Annotated in this window: 15 protein-coding genes; 4 read left to right on the top strand and 11 right to left on the bottom strand. The window is 42.5% G+C overall.

Annotated features, from left to right (window positions below; genetic code table 11):
* Window positions 1–94: 94 nt before the first annotated feature.
* From HXT60_RS00530 to HXT60_RS00500, 7 genes are all read right to left on the bottom strand, one after another.
* Window positions 95–1075, bottom strand: a complete 981-nt coding sequence (locus HXT60_RS00530; protein WP_004118191.1) for a TatD family hydrolase — start codon at window positions 1073–1075, stop codon at window positions 95–97.
* A gap of 65 nt (window positions 1076–1140) precedes the next feature.
* Complete coding sequence (locus tag HXT60_RS00525) at window positions 1141–2937, bottom strand: ABC transporter ATP-binding protein (RefSeq protein ID WP_421791141.1); 1797 nt, start codon at window positions 2935–2937, stop codon at window positions 1141–1143.
* Window position 2938: 1 nt separating this feature from the next.
* The gene (locus HXT60_RS00520) at window positions 2939–4765 is read right to left on the bottom strand and encodes an ABC transporter ATP-binding protein (protein ID WP_421791139.1); all 1827 of its coding nucleotides are present in this window, start codon (window positions 4763–4765) and stop codon (window positions 2939–2941) included.
* A 238-nt stretch (window positions 4766–5003) separates the two neighbouring features.
* Window positions 5004–6752 (bottom strand): ABC transporter family substrate-binding protein, encoded by a 1749-nt coding sequence (locus tag HXT60_RS00515; protein ID WP_421791137.1) that lies wholly within the window; start codon window positions 6750–6752, stop codon window positions 5004–5006.
* A gap of 325 nt (window positions 6753–7077) precedes the next feature.
* Window positions 7078–8973, bottom strand: a complete 1896-nt coding sequence (locus HXT60_RS00510; RefSeq protein WP_004113856.1) for an ABC transporter ATP-binding protein — start codon at window positions 8971–8973, stop codon at window positions 7078–7080.
* 20 nt (window positions 8974–8993) lie between these two features.
* On the bottom strand, window positions 8994–9941 hold the full coding sequence (locus HXT60_RS00505) for an ABC transporter permease (protein WP_004113854.1): 948 nt from the start codon (window positions 9939–9941) through the stop codon (window positions 8994–8996).
* 27 nt (window positions 9942–9968) lie between these two features.
* The gene (locus HXT60_RS00500) at window positions 9969–10952 is read right to left on the bottom strand and encodes an ABC transporter permease (RefSeq protein WP_004138444.1); all 984 of its coding nucleotides are present in this window, start codon (window positions 10950–10952) and stop codon (window positions 9969–9971) included.
* Between the two features lie 486 nt (window positions 10953–11438).
* Here HXT60_RS00500 and HXT60_RS00495 point away from each other — a divergent pair, with 486 nt between their 5' ends.
* Entirely contained in the window at window positions 11439–12878 is a 1440-nt protein-coding gene (locus tag HXT60_RS00495; RefSeq protein ID WP_004112753.1) for an aminopeptidase C, read from the top strand.
* 733 nt (window positions 12879–13611) lie between these two features.
* On the opposite strand, the gene metG is transcribed toward HXT60_RS00495, so the two are convergent.
* Window positions 13612–15477 carry a methionine--tRNA ligase gene (gene metG / locus HXT60_RS00490; RefSeq protein WP_065189483.1) on the bottom strand — a complete coding sequence of 622 codons (1866 nt, stop codon included), beginning with the start codon at window positions 15475–15477 and terminating at the stop codon, window positions 13612–13614.
* A 223-nt stretch (window positions 15478–15700) separates the two neighbouring features.
* Between metG and HXT60_RS00485 the strand changes: the two genes are divergently transcribed.
* Entirely contained in the window at window positions 15701–16567 is an 867-nt protein-coding gene (locus HXT60_RS00485; protein WP_421791134.1) for a hypothetical protein, read from the top strand.
* On the top strand, window positions 16557–16868 hold the full coding sequence (locus HXT60_RS00480) for a hypothetical protein (protein WP_014554813.1): 312 nt from the start codon (window positions 16557–16559) through the stop codon (window positions 16866–16868). Before HXT60_RS00485 ends, HXT60_RS00480 begins: the two co-directional genes overlap by 11 nt.
* Here the strand turns inward: HXT60_RS00480 and rsmI are convergent.
* A complete protein-coding gene (gene rsmI, locus HXT60_RS00475; protein WP_009994267.1) occupies window positions 16863–17756 on the bottom strand; it encodes a 16S rRNA (cytidine(1402)-2'-O)-methyltransferase in 894 nt (297 codons plus the stop codon). The genes HXT60_RS00480 and rsmI overlap by 6 nt on opposite strands.
* A gap of 155 nt (window positions 17757–17911) precedes the next feature.
* Here rsmI and HXT60_RS00470 point away from each other — a divergent pair, with 155 nt between their 5' ends.
* Entirely contained in the window at window positions 17912–18757 is an 846-nt protein-coding gene (locus HXT60_RS00470; protein ID WP_065189575.1) for an alpha/beta hydrolase, read from the top strand.
* Between the two features lie 494 nt (window positions 18758–19251).
* On the opposite strand, the gene HXT60_RS00465 is transcribed toward HXT60_RS00470, so the two are convergent.
* Window positions 19252–21954, bottom strand: coding sequence for an SdrD B-like domain-containing protein (locus HXT60_RS00465; RefSeq protein WP_421791132.1), 2703 nt, complete (start codon window positions 21952–21954; stop codon window positions 19252–19254).
* Between the two features lie 495 nt (window positions 21955–22449).
* On the bottom strand, window positions 22450–23967 hold the full coding sequence (locus tag HXT60_RS00460) for a formate--tetrahydrofolate ligase (RefSeq protein WP_004112767.1): 1518 nt from the start codon (window positions 23965–23967) through the stop codon (window positions 22450–22452).
* Between the last annotated feature and the right edge of the window lie 43 nt (window positions 23968–24010).

Genomic DNA, 24010 nt, shown 5'->3' with positions numbered 1-24010 from the left:
ATATTGTATACAATAACAGATATATAAAGCAAAGTCAGCATAGAATCCTTGAAAAATAAGGCTTAATCAAAGCAAGAATATAAGACTAGATCATCTAAAAACCGTAGATTTCTTTCGTTGTTTTTAAAGTTGACTTTGCTACTTCTAGCAAAGAACAGTCAAGCGCGGTTGCTAACGATTCAAGTGTATAAGGAACCATATAAGGCGCGTTCGGACGACCCCTATACGGCATTGGTGTAAGGTACGGCGCATCTGTTTCAACAGTTATGTGATCTTTGCCAATGATTCGCGCAGATTCTTGTAAATCTTCGTTACCTTTATAGCTAATCGTTCCAGAAAAACTTGCGTACCATCCGTTTTCTTTTAGCACTTGAGCTAAGTCTTTCCCGCCAGAATAGCTGTGAAACACTGTGCGCTCTGGCGCTCCGTCTTTTAGCAAAATTTCTACAACATCACTATGAGCATCTCTATCGTGAATTTGAAGCGGCAAATTAAGCTCTTTTGCAAGTGCTATATGCGCGCGGAATGATTCGCGTTGGTAAATCCTTGCAGACTCGCCTGTGCGAAAATAGTCTAATCCCGTTTCACCTATTGCCACTACTTCTTCTGCGTTATCTACGACTAGCGAGCGCAAGTGTTGCATTGCTTCGTCAAATGAAATATCATGATACGGCTTATAAACCACCGGTAAGCCGTCTGGCCCTTCTGCTCCCCTATGACCGTGTAGAGGCGCTTCGTTGGGGTGAATCGCTATTGCAGCACGCACGCAATCCGCGTGAGCTGCCGCAAAATCTATTGTTGGCTGCCAATTTGGATATTCGCATCCAACCTCAATCATTTTAGAAACGCCTGATGCTTTTGCACTATTTACTAAGTCATCTGCACTTGGTTCCGCAATTGGTTCTCGCCCTTTTTGCGATAATTCTTGATTAAGATTTTTTGCAAAATCCACTACGCTTAACATGTGCGTGTGGTCGTCTGCGATTGTTATGCCTTCTTTAATTAGATTCTGCCATATTTCAGACTGCTCTGTTAAAGAAGGCGCCCAATTATGTTCGCGATGATGCTTACTCATGATTTACAAGTGTAGTCGCATATTTAACGTGGCTTGAAACGTGACTTAAAACGCAACTTTTGCGCTTACTGGATCGCAGCACTAATCGCAGCGTATTGCGATTCCACAAGCCTGTAATACGCACCTTTCTGCGCCATAAGTTGCTCATGGCTTCCGCGCTCCACGATTTGCCCATGGTCAATCACGCAAATCAAATCCGCATTCTCTATTGTAGAAAGCCTGTGTGCAATTACAAAAGAAGTGCGATTTTTAAGCAATTGAGCTAATCCTGCTTGCAACGCCTCTTCTGTACGCGTATCTATATTGCTTGTTGCTTCGTCTAAAATTAGAATTCGCGGATTCGCAAGTAATACTCTGGCAAACGATATAAGCTGCCTTTGTCCTGCAGAAAGAGTGGCTCCTCGCTCCTCAATTTCCGTATCGTAGCCATTAGGCAATTCTTCAATAAACTCGTGCGCGTGAACTACGCGAGCCGCCGACTCAATCTCCTCGTCTGTTGCGTCAAGCTTGCCGTAGCGAATGTTTTCTTTAACAGTTCCGCTAAATATAAAGCTGTCTTGAAGCATAACGCCCATTTGTTTGCGCAAAGATGCTAACGTTATTGAGCGCACATCGTAGCCGTCAATTGTGATTGAGCCTTCGGAAACGTCGTAGAATCTAGAAAGCAGGCTTACAAGCGTTGTTTTACCCGCTCCAGTAGGACCTACAAGTGCAACCGTTGTTCCAGGCTCAATGTGCAAGTCAACTAAATTCAAAATCGGCTTTCCGTTCTCTTCGTAGCGGAACACAACGTCGTTTACGTCAACCCTGCCTTTAATTTGCGGCAATTCTTTTGCATCTGGCTTATCTACAATATTTGGCTTAATGCTTAGAGTCTCAAAAATACGCTCCAAATACACTGAGCATGTTATAAGTTGCGTGTAGAAGTTACCAATGTTTACAACTGGCTCCCAGAAAGTGCTCGAATACCACACAAATGCTATAAGAGTACCCGTGCTTATGTTCATACTGCTCGCGTTTGTTATGCCAACATAGTAGAGCAGCGAAATTGCTGCGCTTTCAATAATCGAAGCTCCAGGCCAAAGAAGCATTTGCACTCTAACGTTTCGCATCCACGCTTTTCTAACTCCCGACTGCTGATCTTGGAATGTAGCGTATTGTTCTGATTCGCGCGCAAAAGTTTGAGTGGTTTTTACGCCTGCGATTGATTCGTGCAAATATGCGTTAAGATTGCTTTGTTTATTCGACAATTTTTTAGACGCTTTTCGTTGCAAAATTTGCAAAGTGCGAGTCCAGATTATAAAAACTGGGAATAATACAAGACTCCACAATGCCATTCGCCAATCCATAGCAAACATTGCGATTAGTGTAATGATTAGCACAAAAACATCGGAAAACACGTTGATTAAACCAGAAGAAAGCGTGTCGGAAAGCGTGTTTATGTAGTTTACTATGCGAATCAAAATCTTGCCGTGTGGGCGCGAATCGAAGTAATCAAACGATAACGATTGCACGTGCGTAAAAATATCTCGTCGCATATCTTTAATTATCATTTGGCCGAGTCGCGTAATTGCAAGCGTTCTGTAGGCTAACCCAAGCTCATACAGCACAATAAGCACGCCAAACAATGCAATAAGCGCGTACAAATAAGAAACGTTTTTATTAGGCAAAACTACGTCTATAAGTGTTTTTGTAATCATTGGAGTTACTGTCATAATGCAACTTCCGCTAATAACAACTAAAACTATTTTGACTAGCTGCCATACGTACGGCTTTATATATTTGCGAACGCGCATCAACTCGTGCAAATTTACGTGCTCTTCTTGGCCTTCGTCTTCTCTATAAGTGTTGCGTTGCGCCATTCTACTCACCTTTAGCCTTGTCTAAATCTTCAAATCCCAAAGCTTTGCCCATTTGCATACCAAGCTGCTTTTTGTAGATTTCCCAATATCTTCCATGCGACGCAACAAGCTGCTCATGCGTTCCGCGCTCTACGATTTTGCCGTGATCTAGCACAACAATCATGTCTGCGTCTTTAACAGATGAGATTCTGTGCGCAATTGTGATTACTGTTCGCAAGCCGTCTAACTTTTTTAGCTCTTTTTGAATATGCTCCTCAGTTTCCATGTCTACTGCAGAAGTTGTATCGTCCATAATCAAGATTGCAGGATTATTAGCTAGCGCGCGAGCAAGACTTAAGCGCTGCTTTTGACCGCCCGAAAGGCCAACTCCTCGTTCTCCTACAACGGTTTCGTAGCCTTCTGGCATGCTCATAATAAAATCGTCTGCATCTGCGATTCTTGCCATACGCCTAATCGTGTTATCTAATTCTTTGCAATTTTCCTCGTTTTGAGGCAATCCAAAGCTAATATTTCCTGCAATCGTATCGGAGAACAGGAATGTTTCTTGCGCGACTATGCTAACTTGATTTCTAACAGTTTCTAGAGGCCATTCGCGAACGTCTTTTCCATCAATCAAAACGCGACCACGAGTAGGATCATAAAAACGCGCTATAAGACTTACAAGAGTTGATTTTCCAGATCCCGTTTCGCCTAAGATTCCAAGCTTTGTGCCTGCTGGAACATCTAAATCAATATCGCTTAAAATTGGCGAATCAAGATCGTCTGGGAATGCAAAATCAACGTGTTCAAAAGTTACACGACCCTTAACTTTAAGATTTTCCGCAGATGTAGATGGCAAATCAATATGCGATTCTTGCGTAAGAAGCTTACGAATATTCACGCATCCTGCGTTGAATCGCTGCCAATCGTTAATAAGCCACCCAACCATTCTTACTGGCATGTGGAGCATCCAAAGAAAACTGTTAAACGTTACAAACGCGCCCAAAGTCATGCTTCCATTAAGCACAAGCCATCCGCCAAATCCTACTGTTACAAGCTCCAACGCAAAGCCCATACCGTCAAGCCATGGCATGTATTTTTGCGTGTTTTTTGCAAGCGTAATATTGCGATTAAAGTAATCTTCATTGCATTTATCGAATTTCTGAGTTTCAAAAGGCTCGCGAACAAAAGCTTTTACAACGCGATTGCCTTCAATGTTTTCTTCTACCATTGAATTCATGCGTGCAAACGATTCGCGAATCGCAAGGAACTTTGGCCTAGCATTCTTGCCCATAAGCTTTGCAAGCCAGAACAAAAATGGTGTAATTGCCATAAGCGCTAGAGCTAGCTGCCATTGGATTGAAAACATTATAACTAGCGCAAACACAAACATTACTAAGCAATCCAGCGCCATATAAGACACCCAGCTTAAAATGTGGCGAATCGCGTCCGTATCCGAAGTCATGCGGCTCATAATGTCGCCTGTGCGCGTGTGATTAAAGTATGTAAAATCAAGCGAATGCAGCTTCTCGTACTCGTCGCTTACAAGGCGATACACGGCGTTTTGGCCAAATCTTTCCATTTGAAGCTGGTAGATATATCTTGAGCCTACGCGAATAATCATCATTGCAACCATTAGCACGCATACAAAAGCAAGCAAATCATGCTGTTTTCCAATAATGACTTTGTCTACAATAAAGCCCGAAAGCAGCGGCATTGTCATTGCCATTGTGTCGTTTATAGTAAAAAGAACTAGCGATACGCCTACTCTCCACATATCTGGCTTACAATATTGCAAAACCCAGCGCACATTACTCGCGTCTTTGCGTTTACTTGGATTTACATACATGCGCTAGATTCTCCCTTATTTTTGACTTCGCGATTTATTTTTTATTAAGTTTTATTAAGTTTATACTATTTTTCTGAGTTTATTTTTGCGCGACTATTTTTTACGCGATTATTTTCTGCGTAACTACGCACGCGATTACAGCAAAAGCATGTGGCGTGCAGCCAAAGACCACACGCCACATGCTATAAGTTAAGCAATCAGCTTAGTAAACTTGCGCGAGTTATCGCTACAAATTTACTCACTTCTGCCAACCAATGTTTTCAACAAAAACGTTAGCATATCCAGCAGGACCGCCGTTAGCGAAGCCCTTCTTGTATGCCTGATAGGTTGGAGGAGCAGAAACTGGAAGCGTACCATACTCGGCGAAAGCCATGGACTCAGCCTTGTTGGCCAATGCAGTCTGTTCCTTGTAATCGTAAGTCTTACCAACCTTGGCGAGCAGGGCATCAATCTTCTTGTTGCCAGTGCCAGTAAAGTTGGAATCGCTCTTAGAACCGTAGACCTGGGAAGCGGATGCCAAGAAGCTCAATGGAGATTGGGAAACCCAAGCCATTGGAAGCACCTGGAAGTCGAAGGAAGCAACAGTCTTAGAGAACTTAGATGCAGGCTTGTTTACAGTCTTGCACTTCATTCCAGCCTTCTTCATCATGGCCTGGAATGCGTTAGCAAGAGCTGCCTGAGTGGAGTCATCGCCGAAGAAGGTGAATGTGAACTGAACGGTCTTGCCATTCTTAGCGTAGTAACCGTCTTTGCCCATCTTGTAGCCAGCGGCCTCAAGAGTCTTCTTAGCGTTTTCTACGTTGAACTTACCATCAGCTGGAAGGTTGTTCTTGTAGCCAGCCTGGAACATGGAGAGAAGCTCCGAACCTGGCTGCTCGCTCTTCCAGCTCATACCCTGGAACTGAATCTTGTTGTATGTAGCAACGTCGAATGCCTGAACAACAGCCTTACGCACGGCCTTATCCTTGAATGCGCCAGCCTTTGCGTTTAAGTTAATAACACGAATCTTGGTGCTGTAGCCGTAACGGAGCTGAGCGCCCTTAACGCTACGAGCAGCCTTAATCTTATCCTTGGTGGAGATGGAATCCACGGAATCGATTTCGCCGTTCTGGAAGGCGTTCATTGCAGCGGTATCTTCCATACGCTTTACAACAACCTTGTCAAGCTTTGCCTTCTTGCCCCACCACTTTGGATTGCGCACGAAAACAACCTGATCTTCGGTTGCGGACTGAATCTCGAATGGACCTGCACCCCACTCGTTGTGAGGATTATTTACCCAACCCTGGTTGAATACCGCTGGATCGGTTGCCTTTGGATGAACCAATGGAGCGAAAAGCAATTCCCAAGTTGCGCATGGCTTATTGTACTTAACGATTACTTGCTTAGGATTTGCACCCTGCTCAACGGACTCAATGCAGTCATAGCCCTCGTGAGATGGTACAGAGTAGGCTTCGTTCTTGCCATTCATAACTTCCCAAGTAGCCTTGAAAGCAGTGTAATCGATGTCTGTACCATCGTTCCACTTAGCCTTTGGGTTCAAATCGTACTGAACTACGAGTGGCTTGTCGCTAACCTTCTTAACAGAAGTAATGTAATCAGGGTTGTACTTAACCTTCTCGCCCTTAACGGTATCGTAATAAGGAAGCGATGGCTGGTAGAAGCCCCACAAAGTGCTCATATACGCGGTGTTACCGTCGTTAGAAGCGTAGTTCCAGTTTGGACCCATGTCAGAAAGCGAGAACGTGTAAGTACCGCCATCCTTAACATTGTCACGAGGCTGTGGATTGTCATAACGCTTGTCAACCTTAGGCATTGGAAGAGCGCCAGCGTAGGAAGTATCCACACCTGCGGCTGGCTCTTCGGTCATACCGCCCTTGGCCTTATCTGCTGTAGTAGCAGTTGTGCCACCGCAAGCGCCGAGCAGCATTGCAACAGAAAGTGCAGCTGCGGCGAATACAGTTAATTTGCCTGCATTAGTTTTTTTCATGATTCCTCTCATTCCCCAGAAATGATGTCCGCTTTCTGGTATGTGTGTAGAGTATATCTAATCTTTTGACATTTTGTGTTACGACTTTTTTAACAAATACTGAATTTAAGCTTTTGTTACTTAAGATTTAATCCATAAAAAAGAAAATTAAATACATAAAACAGTCAAACAGAAAATTTTTTAGTTTATTTTAATTAAAAAACAAAATATATTACTTTTTTTAGAATTTATATGCCTGTAACAAAAAATCGCGTGTGTCTTGCATAACACACGCGATCAAAATTGCCCTAAACAAAAGTCTAGGCGTATTCACAAAAGATTAGAATCAGACGCTTGCAACGTCATCAAACGAATCTTCTTCGTTGAGAATAATACGCTTGCGATTCTTCTCAATAACAGGATCTGGAATTGGCACAGCGCTAATCAAAGCCTTAGTGTACGGGTGCTTAGGATTATCGAATACCTCATCCGTTTCGCCAGATTCAACAATGCGTCCGTGGTACATAACAGCAATTCGGCTAGAAATATGACGAACAACCGCCATGTTGTGAGCCACAAACAAGTAAGCAACACCCAACTTGTCTTGCAAATCTTCAAGCAAGTTAATAATTCCAGCCTGAATAGAAACATCCAAAGCCGAAACAGGCTCATCAAGAAGAAGCAGCTTAGGGTTTACAGCCAAAGCGCGAGCAATAGCAATACGCTGACGCTGACCACCAGAGAACTGCGTTGGGAAGCGATCAACCTGATCTGGATTCAGCTCAACAAGCTGCATAAGCTCCGCAATACGCTGACGAATCTCTTCCTTAGACTTCTTTTGAACATGAAGAGGCTCTGCCAAAATATCGTAAACAAGCATACGAGGATCAAGAGAGCTCATAGGATCCTGGAACACGTATTGGATCTTAGAACGAAGCTCGCGACGCTGCTCTTTAGTCAACTTATCGTTAAGATCGGTGCCAAAAACTGTAATAGAGCCAGCTTCTGGCTTCTTTAAACTCATGATTTCCATCAAAGTAGTTGACTTACCAGAACCAGATTCGCCAACAAGGGCCACAGTTTCGCCTTCGCGAATCTCAAGGTCAATGCCATCAACAGCGCGAACTTCGCCAACCTTGCGTCGCAAGAAACCGCCACCAGTAATTGGGAACGTTTTAACCAATCCCTTAACATCCAAAACAACCTTGCGATCCTCGCGAGGAATGCCCTCAAACATTGGCTTAATAGTTTTTTCGGTTTCCGCATGAAGCAGCGCACGAACGGTTTCGCTTTCTGCTTCCAGACCCATCATATCGCTAGTATCTCCACTCTTTTCTTCTGCCATCAACATATCCATTGTTGGCTTAGAGATTGGAGTTAAGCGGCGAGTACGCTTTTGGTCAACGCGCGGAACAGCGCCAAGCAAGCCGATTGTGTATGGCTGAGTTGGGTGAGTAAAAATCTCTTCAACGCTATTATGCTCAACCAAATGGCCCGCGTACATAACAATAACTTCGTCTGCAACGCCAGCAATAACACCCAAATCGTGAGTAATGAAGATCATTGCGGCGCCAGTTTCTTTCTGCGCTTTCTTCAAAACATCCAAAACCTGAGCCTGAATCGTAACATCCAAAGCGGTAGTAGGCTCATCAGCAATAATAATATCTGGGTTGTTAGCAATTGCCATAGCAATCATAACGCGCTGACGCATGCCGCCAGAAAACTCGTGAGGGAAAGCCTTTAAGCGCTCAGCTGGCTTAGTAATACCAACCAAGTTAAGCAATTCAATAGAGCGCTCACGAATCTGATCTTCGGTCATATTTGGATTATGAATAACCAAAGCTTCCTTAAGCTGATCTCCAATAGAAAACACTGGAGTTAAAGCAGAAAGAGGATCCTGGAACACCATAGCAATATTCTTGCCACGAATCTTACTCATCTCTGCATCAGACTTCGTTAACAGCTCTTCGCCCTTATAAACAACAGAACCCTTAACAGACGCGTTCTTATCCAGCAAACCCATAACAGCAAGAGAAGTAACCGACTTACCAGATCCAGATTCACCTACAATACCAATGGTTTTTCCGCGGTACAAATCAAAATTCATATTGCGTACTGCATGAACCGTACCAGCTTCCGAAGCAAAGCTAATTTGCAAGTTGCGTACAGAAAGAAGTGGTTCGTTGTTCTGATTTTCCATCACAGAATCTTCCTTAATTGCGTCATTCACCATATCAGTCATGTTTAAACCTCCAACGAGCCTTACTCGGCCTTACCAACAGACCTAGAATATGGATCAATCGCATCGCGAAGACCATCGCCAATAAGCTGAACAGAGAAAGTCAAAATAACCAAAACCGCAGAAGGAACCAAAAGAACCCAAGGAGAGGTCATAACGCTACTTTGACCAACATTAAGAAGAGTACCCAAAGAAGTATCTGGAGCCTTAATACCAAGACCCAAGAAGCTCAATGCGGTTTCGCCGTTGATTGCGCCAATAACACCGAGAACTGTATTAATAATCAATACAGAACCAAGATTTGGAACAAGGTGGCGAACAATAATGCGGAATGAAGAAACACCTTCAAACTTGGCTGCGCGCACATATTCACGCTCACGCAAACTCAAAGTCAAAGTGCGAAGCGTACGAGCATAACCAATCCAACCAAAGGAAGTCATACCAAACGCAAGCCAAAGCCAATCATTGCCACCAGTCGCGGAGCTAACAATCAAAGCAATAAGCAAGAAGGATGGAACAATCAAAAGCATGTCCAAAACCCACATGCCAACTTGCTCAAACCAACCCTCAAAGTAAGAAATAGCAGTACCAACCAAAGCAGCAATAATTGTAATAGAAATGGAGCTTACAATACCAATAGAAAGCGAGCGACCAAGTCCGCGAACAACCATTGCATACATGTCAGAACCGCCAGGCGTTGTGCCAAGCCAATGCTCTGCGCTAGGAGGAGTTGCAAGAGCAGTAAAATCAGGCTCATCGTAACCCCACTTACTAATCTTAGATCCAAACAACGCAAGAAGAATCAAGAACACAAGCAAAACCAAGCCAACGACGGCAGATGGTCGCCTAAAGAAACGACGCGTATAAAGCGTAATCTTGCCAGTGCGCTTAAAATTACCCCAAGAATTAGCAGTCGCCTTCTTGTCTGCAGCAGACTCTTGAAGGTTTGAAGATACATCTTTTTTACTCATATCAATAACACCTACACTGTTCTGCAATTAGTTCAAGCGAATACGTGGATCAAGCCAAGCAGAGAAGATATCTGCCAGCAAAGCTCCAGCCAAAGTACACACAGCTCCGAATGCAGCAATAGCAACAGAACCATTAATGTCATTATTAGAAATTGTTTGCACAAAATAGCTACCCAAACCGTTAATTGCGAACACGGTCTCAGTAATCACAGCACCCGTGAACACACCTGCAATAGAGAAGGCGACGTCCACAGCTGTAGGAATCAAAGAAGTACGCAAAGCATGGCGACGAATAGCAATGTTCAAAGGCAATCCCTTAGCACGAGCAGTGCGAACATAATCAGCATTCATAGTGTCAAGCAAATAAGTGCGCTGCGTAAGATGGTATCCAACCATGCCAGGAACAGTCATAACAATTGTCGGCAAAATCAAATGCTGTAAGAAGTCAAGAACAAAAGCAATAGGGTTAGAACCTTGATAAGAATGCAATCCCGTAACAAAGAATAAACGAGAGCCAGCAGCATTGTTAACGCTAATTGCAGCTAACACAATAAGCAATCCAAACACAGCAGCTGGAACAACAAGCAAGAACGTAGCAATAGAGTTAAGAACCCTGTCTTGCCACTTATATTGACGAATAGCAGTATAAACGCCAACACTAACACCGAAAACAATACCAAGAACAGTTGCGCAAGTAACTAATTGGACAGACGCACCAATACGAGCCGCAATCGCAGGACCAACAGGAGCCTGCTCTGGGCTTAATCCCCAATCCCAACGAGTAAGAACGCCGGTAATCCAACGCAAATATCTCGTAATAACTGGAGTTTGGTCGTTAATGTTCGCCAAATCCAAAGAACGGTTAATCGAAGGAATTGGTGGATGCGGATGCCTAGACATATAATTCGATCGCGGATCCATAAAAGCACTTGCCAAGAAATACGTCATGGATACGGAGACAAACAGCATCACAACATAATTCAGGCATCGTTTAACGATGTATCGTATCATTGTGACTCTTTTCTACGTCTAACCATTGTTACCTCCATCTGGTAACTGCAAGCCTAAAGCTTGCACACTGCCATCGTTTGCTATACCCAGTTGCAAAAGCAAATCAAAAGCATACTCAAGGCACACTTAAGTAAGCCCTCATAAATGGGACATGTAATTAGTATATTTTTAGCTGACCTATGTACATTGCTTAAAATAAACATGCAATCATACGAAATAAATATCAATTATCACAAAAATTAATACACAAAATCAACAAAACATCAGAATATTTAACGGAATTATTTAAATTTTACGAAAATTAGTTTCGTAAATAGTAATAAAAGTGTAAATACAATAACATTTCGTACTAACAAAACACATTGCAATTAGTTTTACTAGTATCCTATTAAAAAAGCACAAATCACGCAAAACGCTACTCGTGCATTGAACACGCTACAATAACGCTTATTCGCTTATTTTCAACCTAACAACAAAAGGAGATATATGTCTGAAAACGTAAAAGCCGTTACCATAGACAACGTGCGCGAATATTCCAAGCATTTTAACGAACAGCGAGCAAATCGAGTAGCCGCAAACGCTTCCGTAGCAAGCGGCGTTCTTAAAGCTGCAACAAGCTATCAAGGACAACGCGCTTTACCACGCAACTTCTCCATAGAATTAAAACAAGGATCAATAACAAACCAACAGCACTCTGGACGTTGCTGGATGTTCGCTTCCCTTAACACTTTGCGTTACGAATTAATGCACAAGTGGAATTTAGACGACTTCGAGTTTTCCGAAAGCTACCTGTTCTTCTGGGACAAGATTGAAAAGGCAAATGCGTACTTGGAAAACGTGTTGGCAACATTAGACGAAACCCTAGATAGTCGAGTCTTTGAAAACATTAACTACGGTCCGATCGACGACGGCGGATGGTGGCAAATGTTCGTTAACTTGGTAAACAAGTACGGACTCGTACCAAAAAGCGCATACCCAGATTCACAGAATGCTATTGACTCAGATGCATTCGTACAATACATAAATACCAAGTTGCGTGAATTCGCGGCTGAATTGCGCGAAGCACACAAGAACGGTACTTCCATAGAAGAGTTGCGCGAAATGAAAATCCGCGACCTTGAAACCGTATACCGTATGACAGCTATCGCACTTGGCGAGCCACCAGAGCGTTTCGACTTTATTGCACGTACTAAAGATGACGACGATAAGAAAGACGAAAAGGACGACAAAAAGAACGAAGCCAAAGAAGACGATAAGAAGGACGATAAGCCAAAGACTGGCAAAGACGATCGTCCAATGATTCGCGAATATGGAATAACACCACTAGAATTCGCAAAGAAATACGTTCCAATTGACGTAAACGACTTTGTGAGCTTGTGCAACTCCCCAATGGAACACACTCCGTTCAACAAGCTCTATCAGCTTAAATACACCACAAACGTTGCTGAGACGAAGGAAATGGAGTTTGCAAACGTTGCGCTAGAAGTATTCCGAAAAGCAGCTGTCGATCAGCTAAAAGACGGACATCCAATTTGGTTTGCTTGCGATTGCACGCAATTCTCGCTAAGGCAAGATGGGTTCTTTGACCCAGCAGTTGTGCGCGTAGACGAGCTATTCGATGTAGAGTTTACATTCGACAAAGCTAAAGGTTTGGAATATATGGATTGCCCAGGCAACCACGCAATGACCTTTACTGGCGTAAACCTTAACAAAGATGGTGAGCCAGACCGCTGGAAGATTGAAAACAGCTGGGGTAAAGATAACGGCGAAGACGGATACTACGTTGGATCCGCGCAGTGGTTTGACCGCTACGTTACAGAAATCATTATTAACAAGAAGTATCTTGATGAAGCAACGCGAGCAATATTGGATCAGGAGCCTGTAATGCTTGATCCGTGGATTCCACTTACAAAGCGCTGCCGCTAAACTTGATATAGAGTGTAACTGATTTATAAACGCAGATTGCAAACGCAAATTACAAATGCAATCTGCGTTTTTTATTTTATTGCGCTTTCCTATTTGGGGTTGCGCGCTCCTTACTTGGTATTGCGCGAGGTTTGAGTATTTCTCTCCTCGCAAGTCCCGTCGCTACGCTCCTCTTTTATTGCTCGTATAGAAATACATCAAACCTTCTGAATATCTGGAACTTTTACGTGGTTTTCATCGCTGAGATTCTCGATTTTTCTTGCTCTCTCGGCGAGTCACCACCTTCGGCGCTGAGGCTCGCCTCTTTCGCTGCGAAAAATCTCGAATCTCTACCACATTTGGCGTAATCATGTAGTGCGTTTGTACCTAGTTTACGGCGTGTCGTGATACAAACGCACTACACAAGCCATAAATTTCCGCTTTTTGTAGCCCTACACGCCGTAAATCAGCTACAAAATCGGGGTAAGCGGCGAACAGTTAAAAAAGATAAAAAGAAGCCCGGTGGGAAAGAGAAGACCCACCGGGGCAGAGAGAAAGAGAGAAGAAGGTTTCAGTTATGGGGTTCGCGAACGAACCTCACTGATGGATAACCATCAGCAATACTCATTATAACCACACTTTTCTCGCAAAACACGCATATAACCTAAAAATTTCCTTAAAAAATTTTTTAAATCCTGATAGTCAACCTATTTTTTGTTACATGCATCACTATAACTTAAAATTTTTCATTTAATCACTTAGATTCTAGTGATTTTTTAGCTGCAGCCAATCTTTCTTCGTCAGCTTTACGACGAGCGGCAAGCGCAGATTCAAAACGCTCAAGCTCCTCATCAATAGCCTCTTTAGGAATTTTGGCAAAAATCGGAGTTGGCTTAGCGACAGGCGTACCAGTCACTAATTCCTCACTCTCCCACGGGTGAACAGTTTCTCCAAGACGATAGTCGCCAGTAATAATCGGATACTTAAAATCTGGATTATCTAAGTCAGTCACCTCTTCAATTCTTGGCAGAGGAGAGAACACACCCGTACCACCAAGAGCTTCCCACACTTTTTGTGCAGAATGTGGCAAGAATGGAGCAAGTAAATGATTAGCATCAGAGACAGCTTGAGCTGCAACGTGCAAAACAGTACCAAGACGTGCTTCATCATCTTTAATCTTCCAAGGCTCAGTTGCAGAAATGTACTTGTTGATATCCGACACAACACGCATTGCCTCGTTAAGCGCATTCTTCTGATGATGACGTTCAATCAAACCACCAACAATCTCAAAAGCATTAGAGGTTTGATCAAGCAAAGCGCGATCCATATCTGTCATTGAATTTTCGTCTAGAGCAGGAATCTCTCCGAAATTCTTATGAATCAAATTAGCGACACGATTTACCAAATTACCCCAGCTGGCAGCAAGCTCTTCGTTATTATGACGAACGAATTCTGCCCAAGTAAAGTCGGCATCAGAATTTTCAGGACCAGCAATAGAAATGTAGTAACGCACAGCATCCACAGGATAACGCGCCAAAATATCCTTCACGTAAATCACAATTCCACGCGAAGAACTGAACTTCTTGCCTTCCATAGTCATAAACTCAGAAGCAACAACTTGCTCAGGCATATTCAACGGGCCATAAACTCCAGCCTCGCCACCCTTAGAGCCAGCGCCATTATATGCAAGCATTTCTGAAGGCCAAATCTGAGAATGGAAGGTGATGTTATCTTTGCCCATAAAGTAATAGCCAGGAGACTTAGGGTCACACCACCAATCGCGCCAAGCATCCGGCTTACCTTGACGACGTGCCCATTCAATAGATGCAGACAAGTAGCCAATAACAGCGTCAAACCACACGTACAAGCGCTTATTTGGGTTATCAACCCATCCTTCTACAGGAACAGGAATACCCCAGTCAATATCACGCGTAATAGCTCGAGGCTTAACTTCCTTAAATAATCCAATCGAGAAGTTGATAACATTTGTACGCCAACCATCTCGAGAATTTAACCAATTCAAATTAGCATCAGCTAAAGCAGGCAGATCAAGGAAGTAATGCTCTGTTTCTTCAAATCGCGGAGTCTCACCGTTAATCTTAGATACAGGGTTAATAAGCTCATCTGGATCAAGCTCATTACCGCAAGCATCGCACTGGTCGCCTCGAGCACCATCTGCTCCGCAAAGTGGGCATGTGCCCTCAATGTAGCGATCTGGAAGAGTACGACCTGTAGAAGGCGAAATCGCAACCTTTTGAGTACCCTTATAAATGTAGCCGTTCTTCAAGCACTGACGGAACATCTCTTGAACAACGTGCTCGTGATTTGCTGTAGTCGTGCGCGTAAACAAATCGTAGCTTAAACCCAAATCGCACAAATCTTTAGTAATCACGCGATTATAGCGGTTAGCAAGCTCCTGAGCACTAACGCCTTCTTTATCTGCCTCAACTAAAATCGGCGTGCCATGTTCGTCTGTACCAGAAACCATAAGCACGTCATTGCCCTTCATACGCTCATAACGCGCATACACGTCTGAAGGAACACCAAATCCTGCAACGTGACCAATATGACGAGGGCCATTTGCGTAAGGCCATGCAACATTCACCAAAATATGACTCATAGCCAAATATTATCTTGTTCAGCGAGGACACCTTAATAAAAAACATATACACATATGCACATTTTTTAATGTAAAAATGCTTAAAAATCCACTTTTACACATTTCGCAAAAATCTTATGGACAACATGAACAAACGTATCTATTCTGTCTAAAACCATATGTCTAAAACCATATGTCTAAAAAATTATTCCCAATCATTATGTCTAACAAGAAAGGAGGGATTATGAATAACGAAGCAGAAATTATTGCAAACAAAACTATTAACAATTCGACTAATACTACAAGTAAATACACATGCAAAACAACCGATAAGCAAACAAATAAAAGAACAGATAAATCCACAATCAAGCCAATCGCTAAAAATTTAAAAAAGACTTCAAGACACAATTCAAAAAAGACTTCAAAAAGCAGAAACTATGATGCGAATAAATACAGTACGACTAAAGATATAGCTCAAGAAACAAAAATAATTCTTGAAAATTACGACAATAAAAATCAACACATTGACATTAGTAAAAATCTTCCAACCTTACTAGACACAACGCATCTGCCAGGACCATTGTGCATGAAGAAATTATCTAAATTCGGAGCTTTTGAACGATTGTCAATAAGAAGCGGATTTGCACATTCCACTGCAAAGTCCATTGAGGGGCGGTGCAAAATACTCAAAAAGCTAATACCACGAGACTCTGCAGCATGCATGTTTACAGCATCATGGATTTGGCTTGGAGGAACAATTCCAAACATATTAGACGTTATCTCTGGCAGCCATTATCGCGTAGTACCACATGACCATCCATTACGAGTATTCAGACGAAAATTGTTGAAGAGAGAACAAAAGGTGATTAAAGATTTGCGCATAACATCTCCTGCTCGAACAATCTGCGACATAGCATTAACACCGTCTAAAAATATTTACGACGAGATACGCAAAAAAGACACAATTTTCAATCTGATTCAAGAATATGGCACAAGCTTTAAAGAATGCGAAAAAATCATAAATAGCAACCCACATTTTCCAGGAGCGCAAAAAGCAAAAGATTGGCTAAAAAACGTTATAGAACAGGAAGATATTTTTTATGAATATTAATATTGAACATTTAAATCAAGTACAAAAAAATAAAGAAGATTTCCATAAAACACAAACAAAAGATCTACCACCAAAACCGCCAATTATTCTCACAGAGCAAGTAGCATGCTGTGAAAATACAGACAAAGAAATACTTTGGCACATAGCGAGAAACATTCCGCACTTACGAAAATGGGTTATAGCAAACCCAGCCGCTGACGCAAAAATACTGGAGTATATTTCACAGAAAGGAGGTCCAGATGTTAAGCATAGCTTAGACGTACTTTTAGAAAGCTATGATTACGCGAAACAGATTTCATGACTTGATGTTTAAACAAGCAGCATAAACTTCTTTACGATTCGCAAAAGAACCGTCTGAAAGAGGATTTTGTGAAACAATACGCGTTATAGCATCTTTAATACGCAAACCCTCATTTTGCGAAAGATCGTAAGACATTTGCGCAAGCTGTTCAACGCTCAAATCAATGTTTCGCTGCTTGATTTCTTCATCGCTAGCTCCCGCAATCACAAGAACAATTTCTCCGCGCGGAGGGTCGTTTTCTACGCTTTTGCATATTTGAGAGATTGTTCCTCGCCTTATTTCCTCAAAATCCTTTGTAAGCTCGCGACATAACGCCATTTTGCGATCTGCGCCAAAAACTGCAAGAAGATCTTCCATTGACTCCGCAATTCTGTGCGGCGCCTCATAAAAAACGATTGTTCGCCGCTCTGAAAGAAGCGAGCGCAAATGCTGCTGTCTGTCTCCAGATTTACGCGGCAAAAAACCTTCGTAGCAAAAACGGTCTGTTGGCAAGCCAGAAAGCGCTAGAGCATCTAGTACGGCACTCGGCCCAGGAGCGCAAGTAACAGGCAAATCGCGCTCTATTGCACGGCGAACGATCGCAAGCCCTGGGTCGTTAATCGTAGGCATACCAGCGTCGGAAACAACAAGAACGGTATTGCCTTGCTCAACCTTGTCCAGCAAGCCATCTGCCTTATTGTGCTCATTGTGATCGTGATATGCAATAACTTGCCCAGAAACATGCACGCCAAGGCGATTTGCAAGATCGTAAAGCCTGCGCGTGTCTTCCGCTGCAACAATATCCGCGGTTTCTAGAAGATTAATCAAGCGCGATGAAGCATCTCCCATATTGCCAATAGGAGTGGCTGCAAGAACAACTTTACCCAAATTATCTTCTTCATTACGCATCTTAAATCTCCTTATGAAACTTCTTAAGACTCTACACGAATTTATAAAATAACGCACTTAAAAAATAAGATATTTGATTAGAATTATGCTTAGTAATTGCGCTTAGTAATTATGCTTAACATGAATTGCAAATAAGCAAAACGAAAAGAGATACCATGAAGATTATAGAACGCCAAATTAAAGGCATTGACGGTAGCAACGCGCTTCTTACTGGATATGTTTTAGATGACAACTTAGATAGCGAAGGGGATCAAACACGCCCAGCAGTGCTGATTTTGCCAGGCGGCGGATTCTTGCGCGTTTCTAATCGCGAAGCAGAACCTGTTGCTATGAAGTTTGCTGCTGCTGGATTCCACGCATTTGTTCTGCGCTATTCTCTTGTGCCTAGTGCACACCCGACTCAGCTTTTGGAAGCAGCACAAGCTATGCAATTGATTCGCGATAATGCAAAAGAATGGCATGTAGATGCGCAAAAAGTGGCGATTATTGGATTCTCTGCAGGAGGCCATGTTGCAGCAAATCTTGCGACTAGCGTTAGCGACGATGTTGAAGAAACAAATGGATACAACGCAAATGATGTTCGTCCAAACGCTCTTATGCTTGCTTACCCAGTGATTTCCGCTGGCGAATACGCACATAAGCCAACTTTCGACCGTCTTTTTGGAAGCGTAGATTCTAACACTCGCGCGCAACTCGTTGAACAGCTTTCGCTTGAAAACCACGTTGATTCTAAGACTCCACCTGTGTTCGTTTGGCAAACGATTACAGACCAAACGGTTCCAGTTCAAAACTCAATTATGTTTATTAATGCTTGTGTTAAAGCTGGCGTAAGCGTGGAAGCACATTTGTTCCCTAAGGGTCCGCACGGCTTGGCTTTGGCTGTTAAAGAAACTGCTAAGCGCGATGAAAATGGCGCAGTGATTCCTGAGTTTGTACAGCCAGAAGTTCAGCAGTGGATTGATCTTGCTTGCGATTGGCTTCGTCGCACATTTGCGTGCTAATCGACCTGTCTTCGAGCTTAGAGCGTAGCGCGGTTCCATTGCTTGGTATTGCGCGAGGTTTGATGTATTTCTCTCCTCGCAAGTCCCGTCGCTGCGCTCCTCTTTTATTGCTCGTATAGAAATACATCAAACCTTCTGAATATCTAACACTTTTGCGTATCTTTTATCACCGAGATTCTTGATTTTTCTTGCTGCTTCAGCGAATCACCATTTCATGCTGCGAATCGATCTGCATGAGCGCTTAAAGCGTAGCGCGCGAATGCACTTCGATTCGCTGAGCTTGCTCAAAGTTGAAAGCACAGTGTGCTTTCAACGCAAGCGAAGACGTGAGCGCGCTGTAACGCGCGAGCGATACACCTCTTTCGCTGCGAAAAATCTCGAATCTCTACCTGGTTTGGCGTAATCATGTAGTGCGCTCAGGCAGGTCGTCGCGCAAACGCACTACACAAAATTGCAAGTCGACGTTTTATATTATTCACCTGAATTTTCTACGATTATTGCCTGTGCTTGCCCTTGCAGAAATAACTCTTTATTTTATTTGTAGCACCCAGAGCGAGCATAGCAACGGACGCAACAGCTGTGAAAACTGTGCTTACGCCAGTGTTTACAAGCTTATCCCTCACATGCTCTTGCTTAAAATCAGCATTATTATTGTCAAACGAACTTTCATTCGACTGACTATTATTGCTATCTAAATCATTATTAATGTTTGGTATCGGATTATCTAATTCACGAATCTCAGATTGATTAGGTTCTGAAGAATCCTCCTTAGGCTGGGGATCCTCATACTGAGGGGGATCATTAGACTCTGTGTAATCAGTATCAGGACCATCAGGAGTATCAGACTTAGGATCATCAGGTTCAGACTCAGGCTCCTTAGGGTTCTCATTGTCCTTCGGAGTATCAGACTTAGGATTAGTATCCTTTGGATCAGGATCTTCAGGATCATCCTTCTTAGGATCAGGATCTTGCTTAGGATCCTTCGACTCAGGTTCCTTAGGATTATCAGGCTTATCATCCTTAGGTTTCTTAGGATTATCAGGCTTCTTAGGATCATCAGGTTTAGGATCATGTACATCTCTATCCTGATAATTTGGATTATTAGGCTTATCCTTAGGATTTGGCTCATCCTTCTTAGGATCAGGAGACTTAGGCTCAGGATTTGGCTTAGGGTCCTTAGGCTCATCCTTCTTAAAAGCTCCAGCATCAATATGCTTTTTATCTTCGCCAGCAGAAAGACTTATATTGCCAACATATGAGTTTTTTGAAGTTGAATTATCAGTTTCTGAAGATACGTTTTCTATAACAGACCTATCCGTTACAGGCTCTCCAGGAATCGCGTCAGAATCTACAGAGGAATCTGACCCTTTATGCGTATATGTAAAACCAAAATATTCACTACCTTCTGGAAGTGTGAATTTAACAACATAGCTTCCTGGCAGCAAATTAGTAAATTCGTAGTATCCATCAGGCGAAGTAGTGGTAATAGGCTTAACTTCATTGCCATTTATGTCGATTACTGTACTATCTCCATACTGTTTAACAAGCTGTACTTTTGCACCAATTATGCTCGACTCCCCCTTATCTTGAATACCATTATGGTTAGCATCAAACCACACGCGTCCACTCAAAGATGCAGGAATAACGATTTCAATAGGAACTGTGCTAACTTTGCTGCGATTGCTGCGCGCATACGTTGCAACAGTCTCCTGAATCTTGTTAATAATTGGCGGATATTTCAAAGTACTATCTGGATAATTATCATTACAATCTAACGCACGATAATACGATTTTATAGATGCGCTTGCTTTTCCACTCATCCAAATACCGTTGCTAATATTATCAGGACCAAACACAGTTGAATCTGGGTTAAATTCTCCAGATATTAGCAATTCAGAAGGTCTGCTTTGTTCTGGAACAGTTCCCCAACCATCGAAATATTTAGAATCCAAAATATCGCCGAAAACTTCAGTATTCTCATAAGCAACTTTTTCTATTCCGATATTGCCCATAATTTTACGAGCTTCAGCATTGTTGTTAGGCGAACGGAAAACTGTTAAATGATGATTTTTAAGAGCTTGCTTAGTTCCATTTAAAGTATAGTCCTTAGAACCAAATGGAATTTTAAATCTCAACTTAATCGGATTATTGTCGTTCCCATTGCGATAAATAGTTACGAATTGGTTATGCTCAATATTTGCAGGTATTAATTGTGGTAACCAAACACCATTCTGCGACTCAACCATAGTGCTTCTACTGTCATAATCGACGCCGCTCGTTTCCATAGATAGCCCAGTGAACCAGAATCCATAATCATCTCTGCCGTCCCATCCAGTTACCAGATCCGAACGCACTAAGCATGGATTATCTTGAAGTATCTTATCGTTTGGAAAATCTTTTAATCCGCCGATTGTCGAAGTATATTCTATAGGCGTTGGGAAAGGCATATAAGACACTCTGCCTTGGATTAATGGTTTCACACCTTTTTTGTAATTTTGCAAATCAACTAGATCAGAAGTATTTGCATTACTGTCGACTACTGTGGGGATTTCAATGGAAACTGTTTGATTATTTTTTACTACATCACCATTGGATAATACATTGCCAGAGTGGTTCACGCCTTTTATGGCAGCAAGGTATGGCATTTCGTTTGCAAAATCAGAGGACCACTCGTTGTAATTAAAGTAGACGTCAAAAAGATTATAGTTACCGAGATTGTGGTTATCAAACGACTTAGAATCTGAAATCTGTACTACTTTATTTGCAACACTGCCAGCATCAACAACAAAATCATTTGCGTTTACTGTAAGAATTTTCGGAATGGCTAGTCGAAGATATGGTCTAAAAACATCGCCAGCTTCAGGAACAATAAATTTGGCTGTAGCCCGGAGCGTAAGCTTGCTACCTGGACGCAGAATTTTATTAGTTTTATTCGTATCCGCATGATTGTCAGTAGAATCTCCATCAACATAGCTGATTGAAGTTCTTACTTCTGGAAGTTTCCCATCTGGCTTGCCGAAATGCTGGGTAGGAGCAGGAATTAAATCAATGTTGTTAATACTGGATTTATTCGTTGGAATGTTCTCACGATTAGTGAAAGCATTATCATTGCTCGACTGAGCTAACGCCGAAGAAGATAAACTTGCTGTTAATAACGTGGCCGTTAATAAGCTAGCTGTCACTATTTTCATTTTCATTAAGTATTTTCTCCCTTCGCTCATGAAAATAGTTATGAGACAAGCCACGAGTAAAACACTAAAAAATTTATTTTTCAAACTGAAAATTGTCGTAAATTTTCCGACAACTAAAACCCTTTTTATATTTATGGAATCGCCGAATAAAAAAAAAACACCTTCGGCGAGTCTGAAGAAAAATTTAAATTAATTAAGATAAAATACGAAAAATATACATGTTAACTCTCTTATAATAAAGCTAAATCGTAATATTTTCTGTTGTTATAACAATATGATGATTAAATGATATATGTGAGGTTTTTCACATTTCACAATATTCTACAAGTTCAATACACAAATATCTTTACGACAAATACAACATGGATCCTATGTAAAAGATTAAAAGACGTTTATAAACAACGTTTATAAAACAGAAACGTCGTCCTCACACCGTGATTGATGTGTTGACGACGTTTTGTTATTTGTTATTTGTTATTAATAAGTAATATTTAAAAGCAATCACACGATTTTTGGCATTGGCGTTGTTAGTGAAGATGTAAGGTTGACTTGAACAACCCCAGCTCCAGCGTGAACTTCTACTTTCTTTAAAGTTACAGTGCGAGAATCTTCAGGCGCGTGATCGTCATCAGTCATGGTTGCTGGCGACTTTACAGCAACAAGAGCCAAGCTATCAAAATCAACACCAGCCTTATTGCACAAATCCTGCGCTTCCTTCAACGAATCAGCAAAACCTGCTTTGTCGATTACGCGCTCAGCAGGCACACCATACGCCTCGGAGCAAAGCAGATTAATGCGCTCGCGAAGCGACTTTCCTCGCCTACTTTCTGGAACTTTCGTTTCAGCATCAGCGGTAATCACAGACACAAAATCGTCTAGCTGATCCGCCAAGCCATCTCCGCCATCTCGGAAAAGATTACCAACAATCGGCTTACGGAATCCCAAAGTCTTAGCTTGCTCAAGCAAATCTGGAACTTGTCCATCTTCCCCTTCCCACAAATTAATCAGAGGGAAAGTAGGAATATCAAGCGACTCAAGGCGCGAAACGTGGAACGGGTAACGCCACGCAAGCGTTTCGTCATCTCGCCAAGTAGTTGCACGAGTAACAACAACCGCAGCAGCAGGCCACTTTGCGCCAAATTCGCGAGCAGCAATATCTAGCCACTTTTGCGCACCAGCATCCGTGCCATAGCCTGCTTCCACAACAACAACATCGTGCAACGCACAAGCCATTTCAACGCTTACAAGGCTTGGAATACCAAGAGATACGTTGGCAAATGGCCCGCAATGAACATAAATCGGAGAACCATTAATCGTCTCAGTTTTTGCAGGCTTTACAGCATCGGCAAGAATATTTGTGATTCGCCACAAGTCAACAAAATCGCCAAATTTAACAGGATTCCCGTCTTTTGTGCCAGCAATCATGGCAGCAACGCGATTTGCGATTTCTTCCATGCTTCTCGAAAGCACTACAATTTGCATAAGCTCACAAGTTGGCGTTAACACAACGCGCTCCGCAACCGTGCTCTTGCCAAAGTCAACAGCAATACTACGCAAAGATCTTGAAGGTACTTCACTTACGCGCGGCACTAAAATCGTGTCTAAAATACCCTCGTCAATCGCTTTTTCTGCAAAAGAAACAAGCAAATTCTGCGCACATTCAATGGCAGCCATTTCTCCGCACAATCCCCAATCGATTAGCTCAGGGTGCGAAAGTGAGGACTTTCCGCCGCCGCTAGCGCCGCCTTTTGAACCCGCTGCAGTAATGCCCATGCTTGGCTGGCGCAAAACAGCCGCCGCATCTACCCCGCGTTCGCGCAACGCGTCTACCAGCGCAATAGTGGTAGTTGTTTTGCCTTCTCCTCTAGAAGCCTTAAGAGGAGTATCAGCTGTAACGAGTAGCACTTTACCGTGCTTTTTTTGCTCACTTGGATTCTTCTTTAAATAATCCATAAATCCGAAGGCGTCTATTTTTTTAACTAATCCAAATTGCGTAGTAAACGAATCAAGAATGCTCATATTCCCCACTTTCATAAGCAAAAAGCCTAGTAGATGCCCAATA

The organism is Gardnerella sp. KA01002 (genome assembly GCF_049244015.1).
GTDB lineage: Bacteria > Actinomycetota > Actinomycetes > Actinomycetales > Bifidobacteriaceae > Bifidobacterium > Bifidobacterium vaginale.
This window is presented reverse-complemented; position numbering and strand designations above follow the sequence as displayed.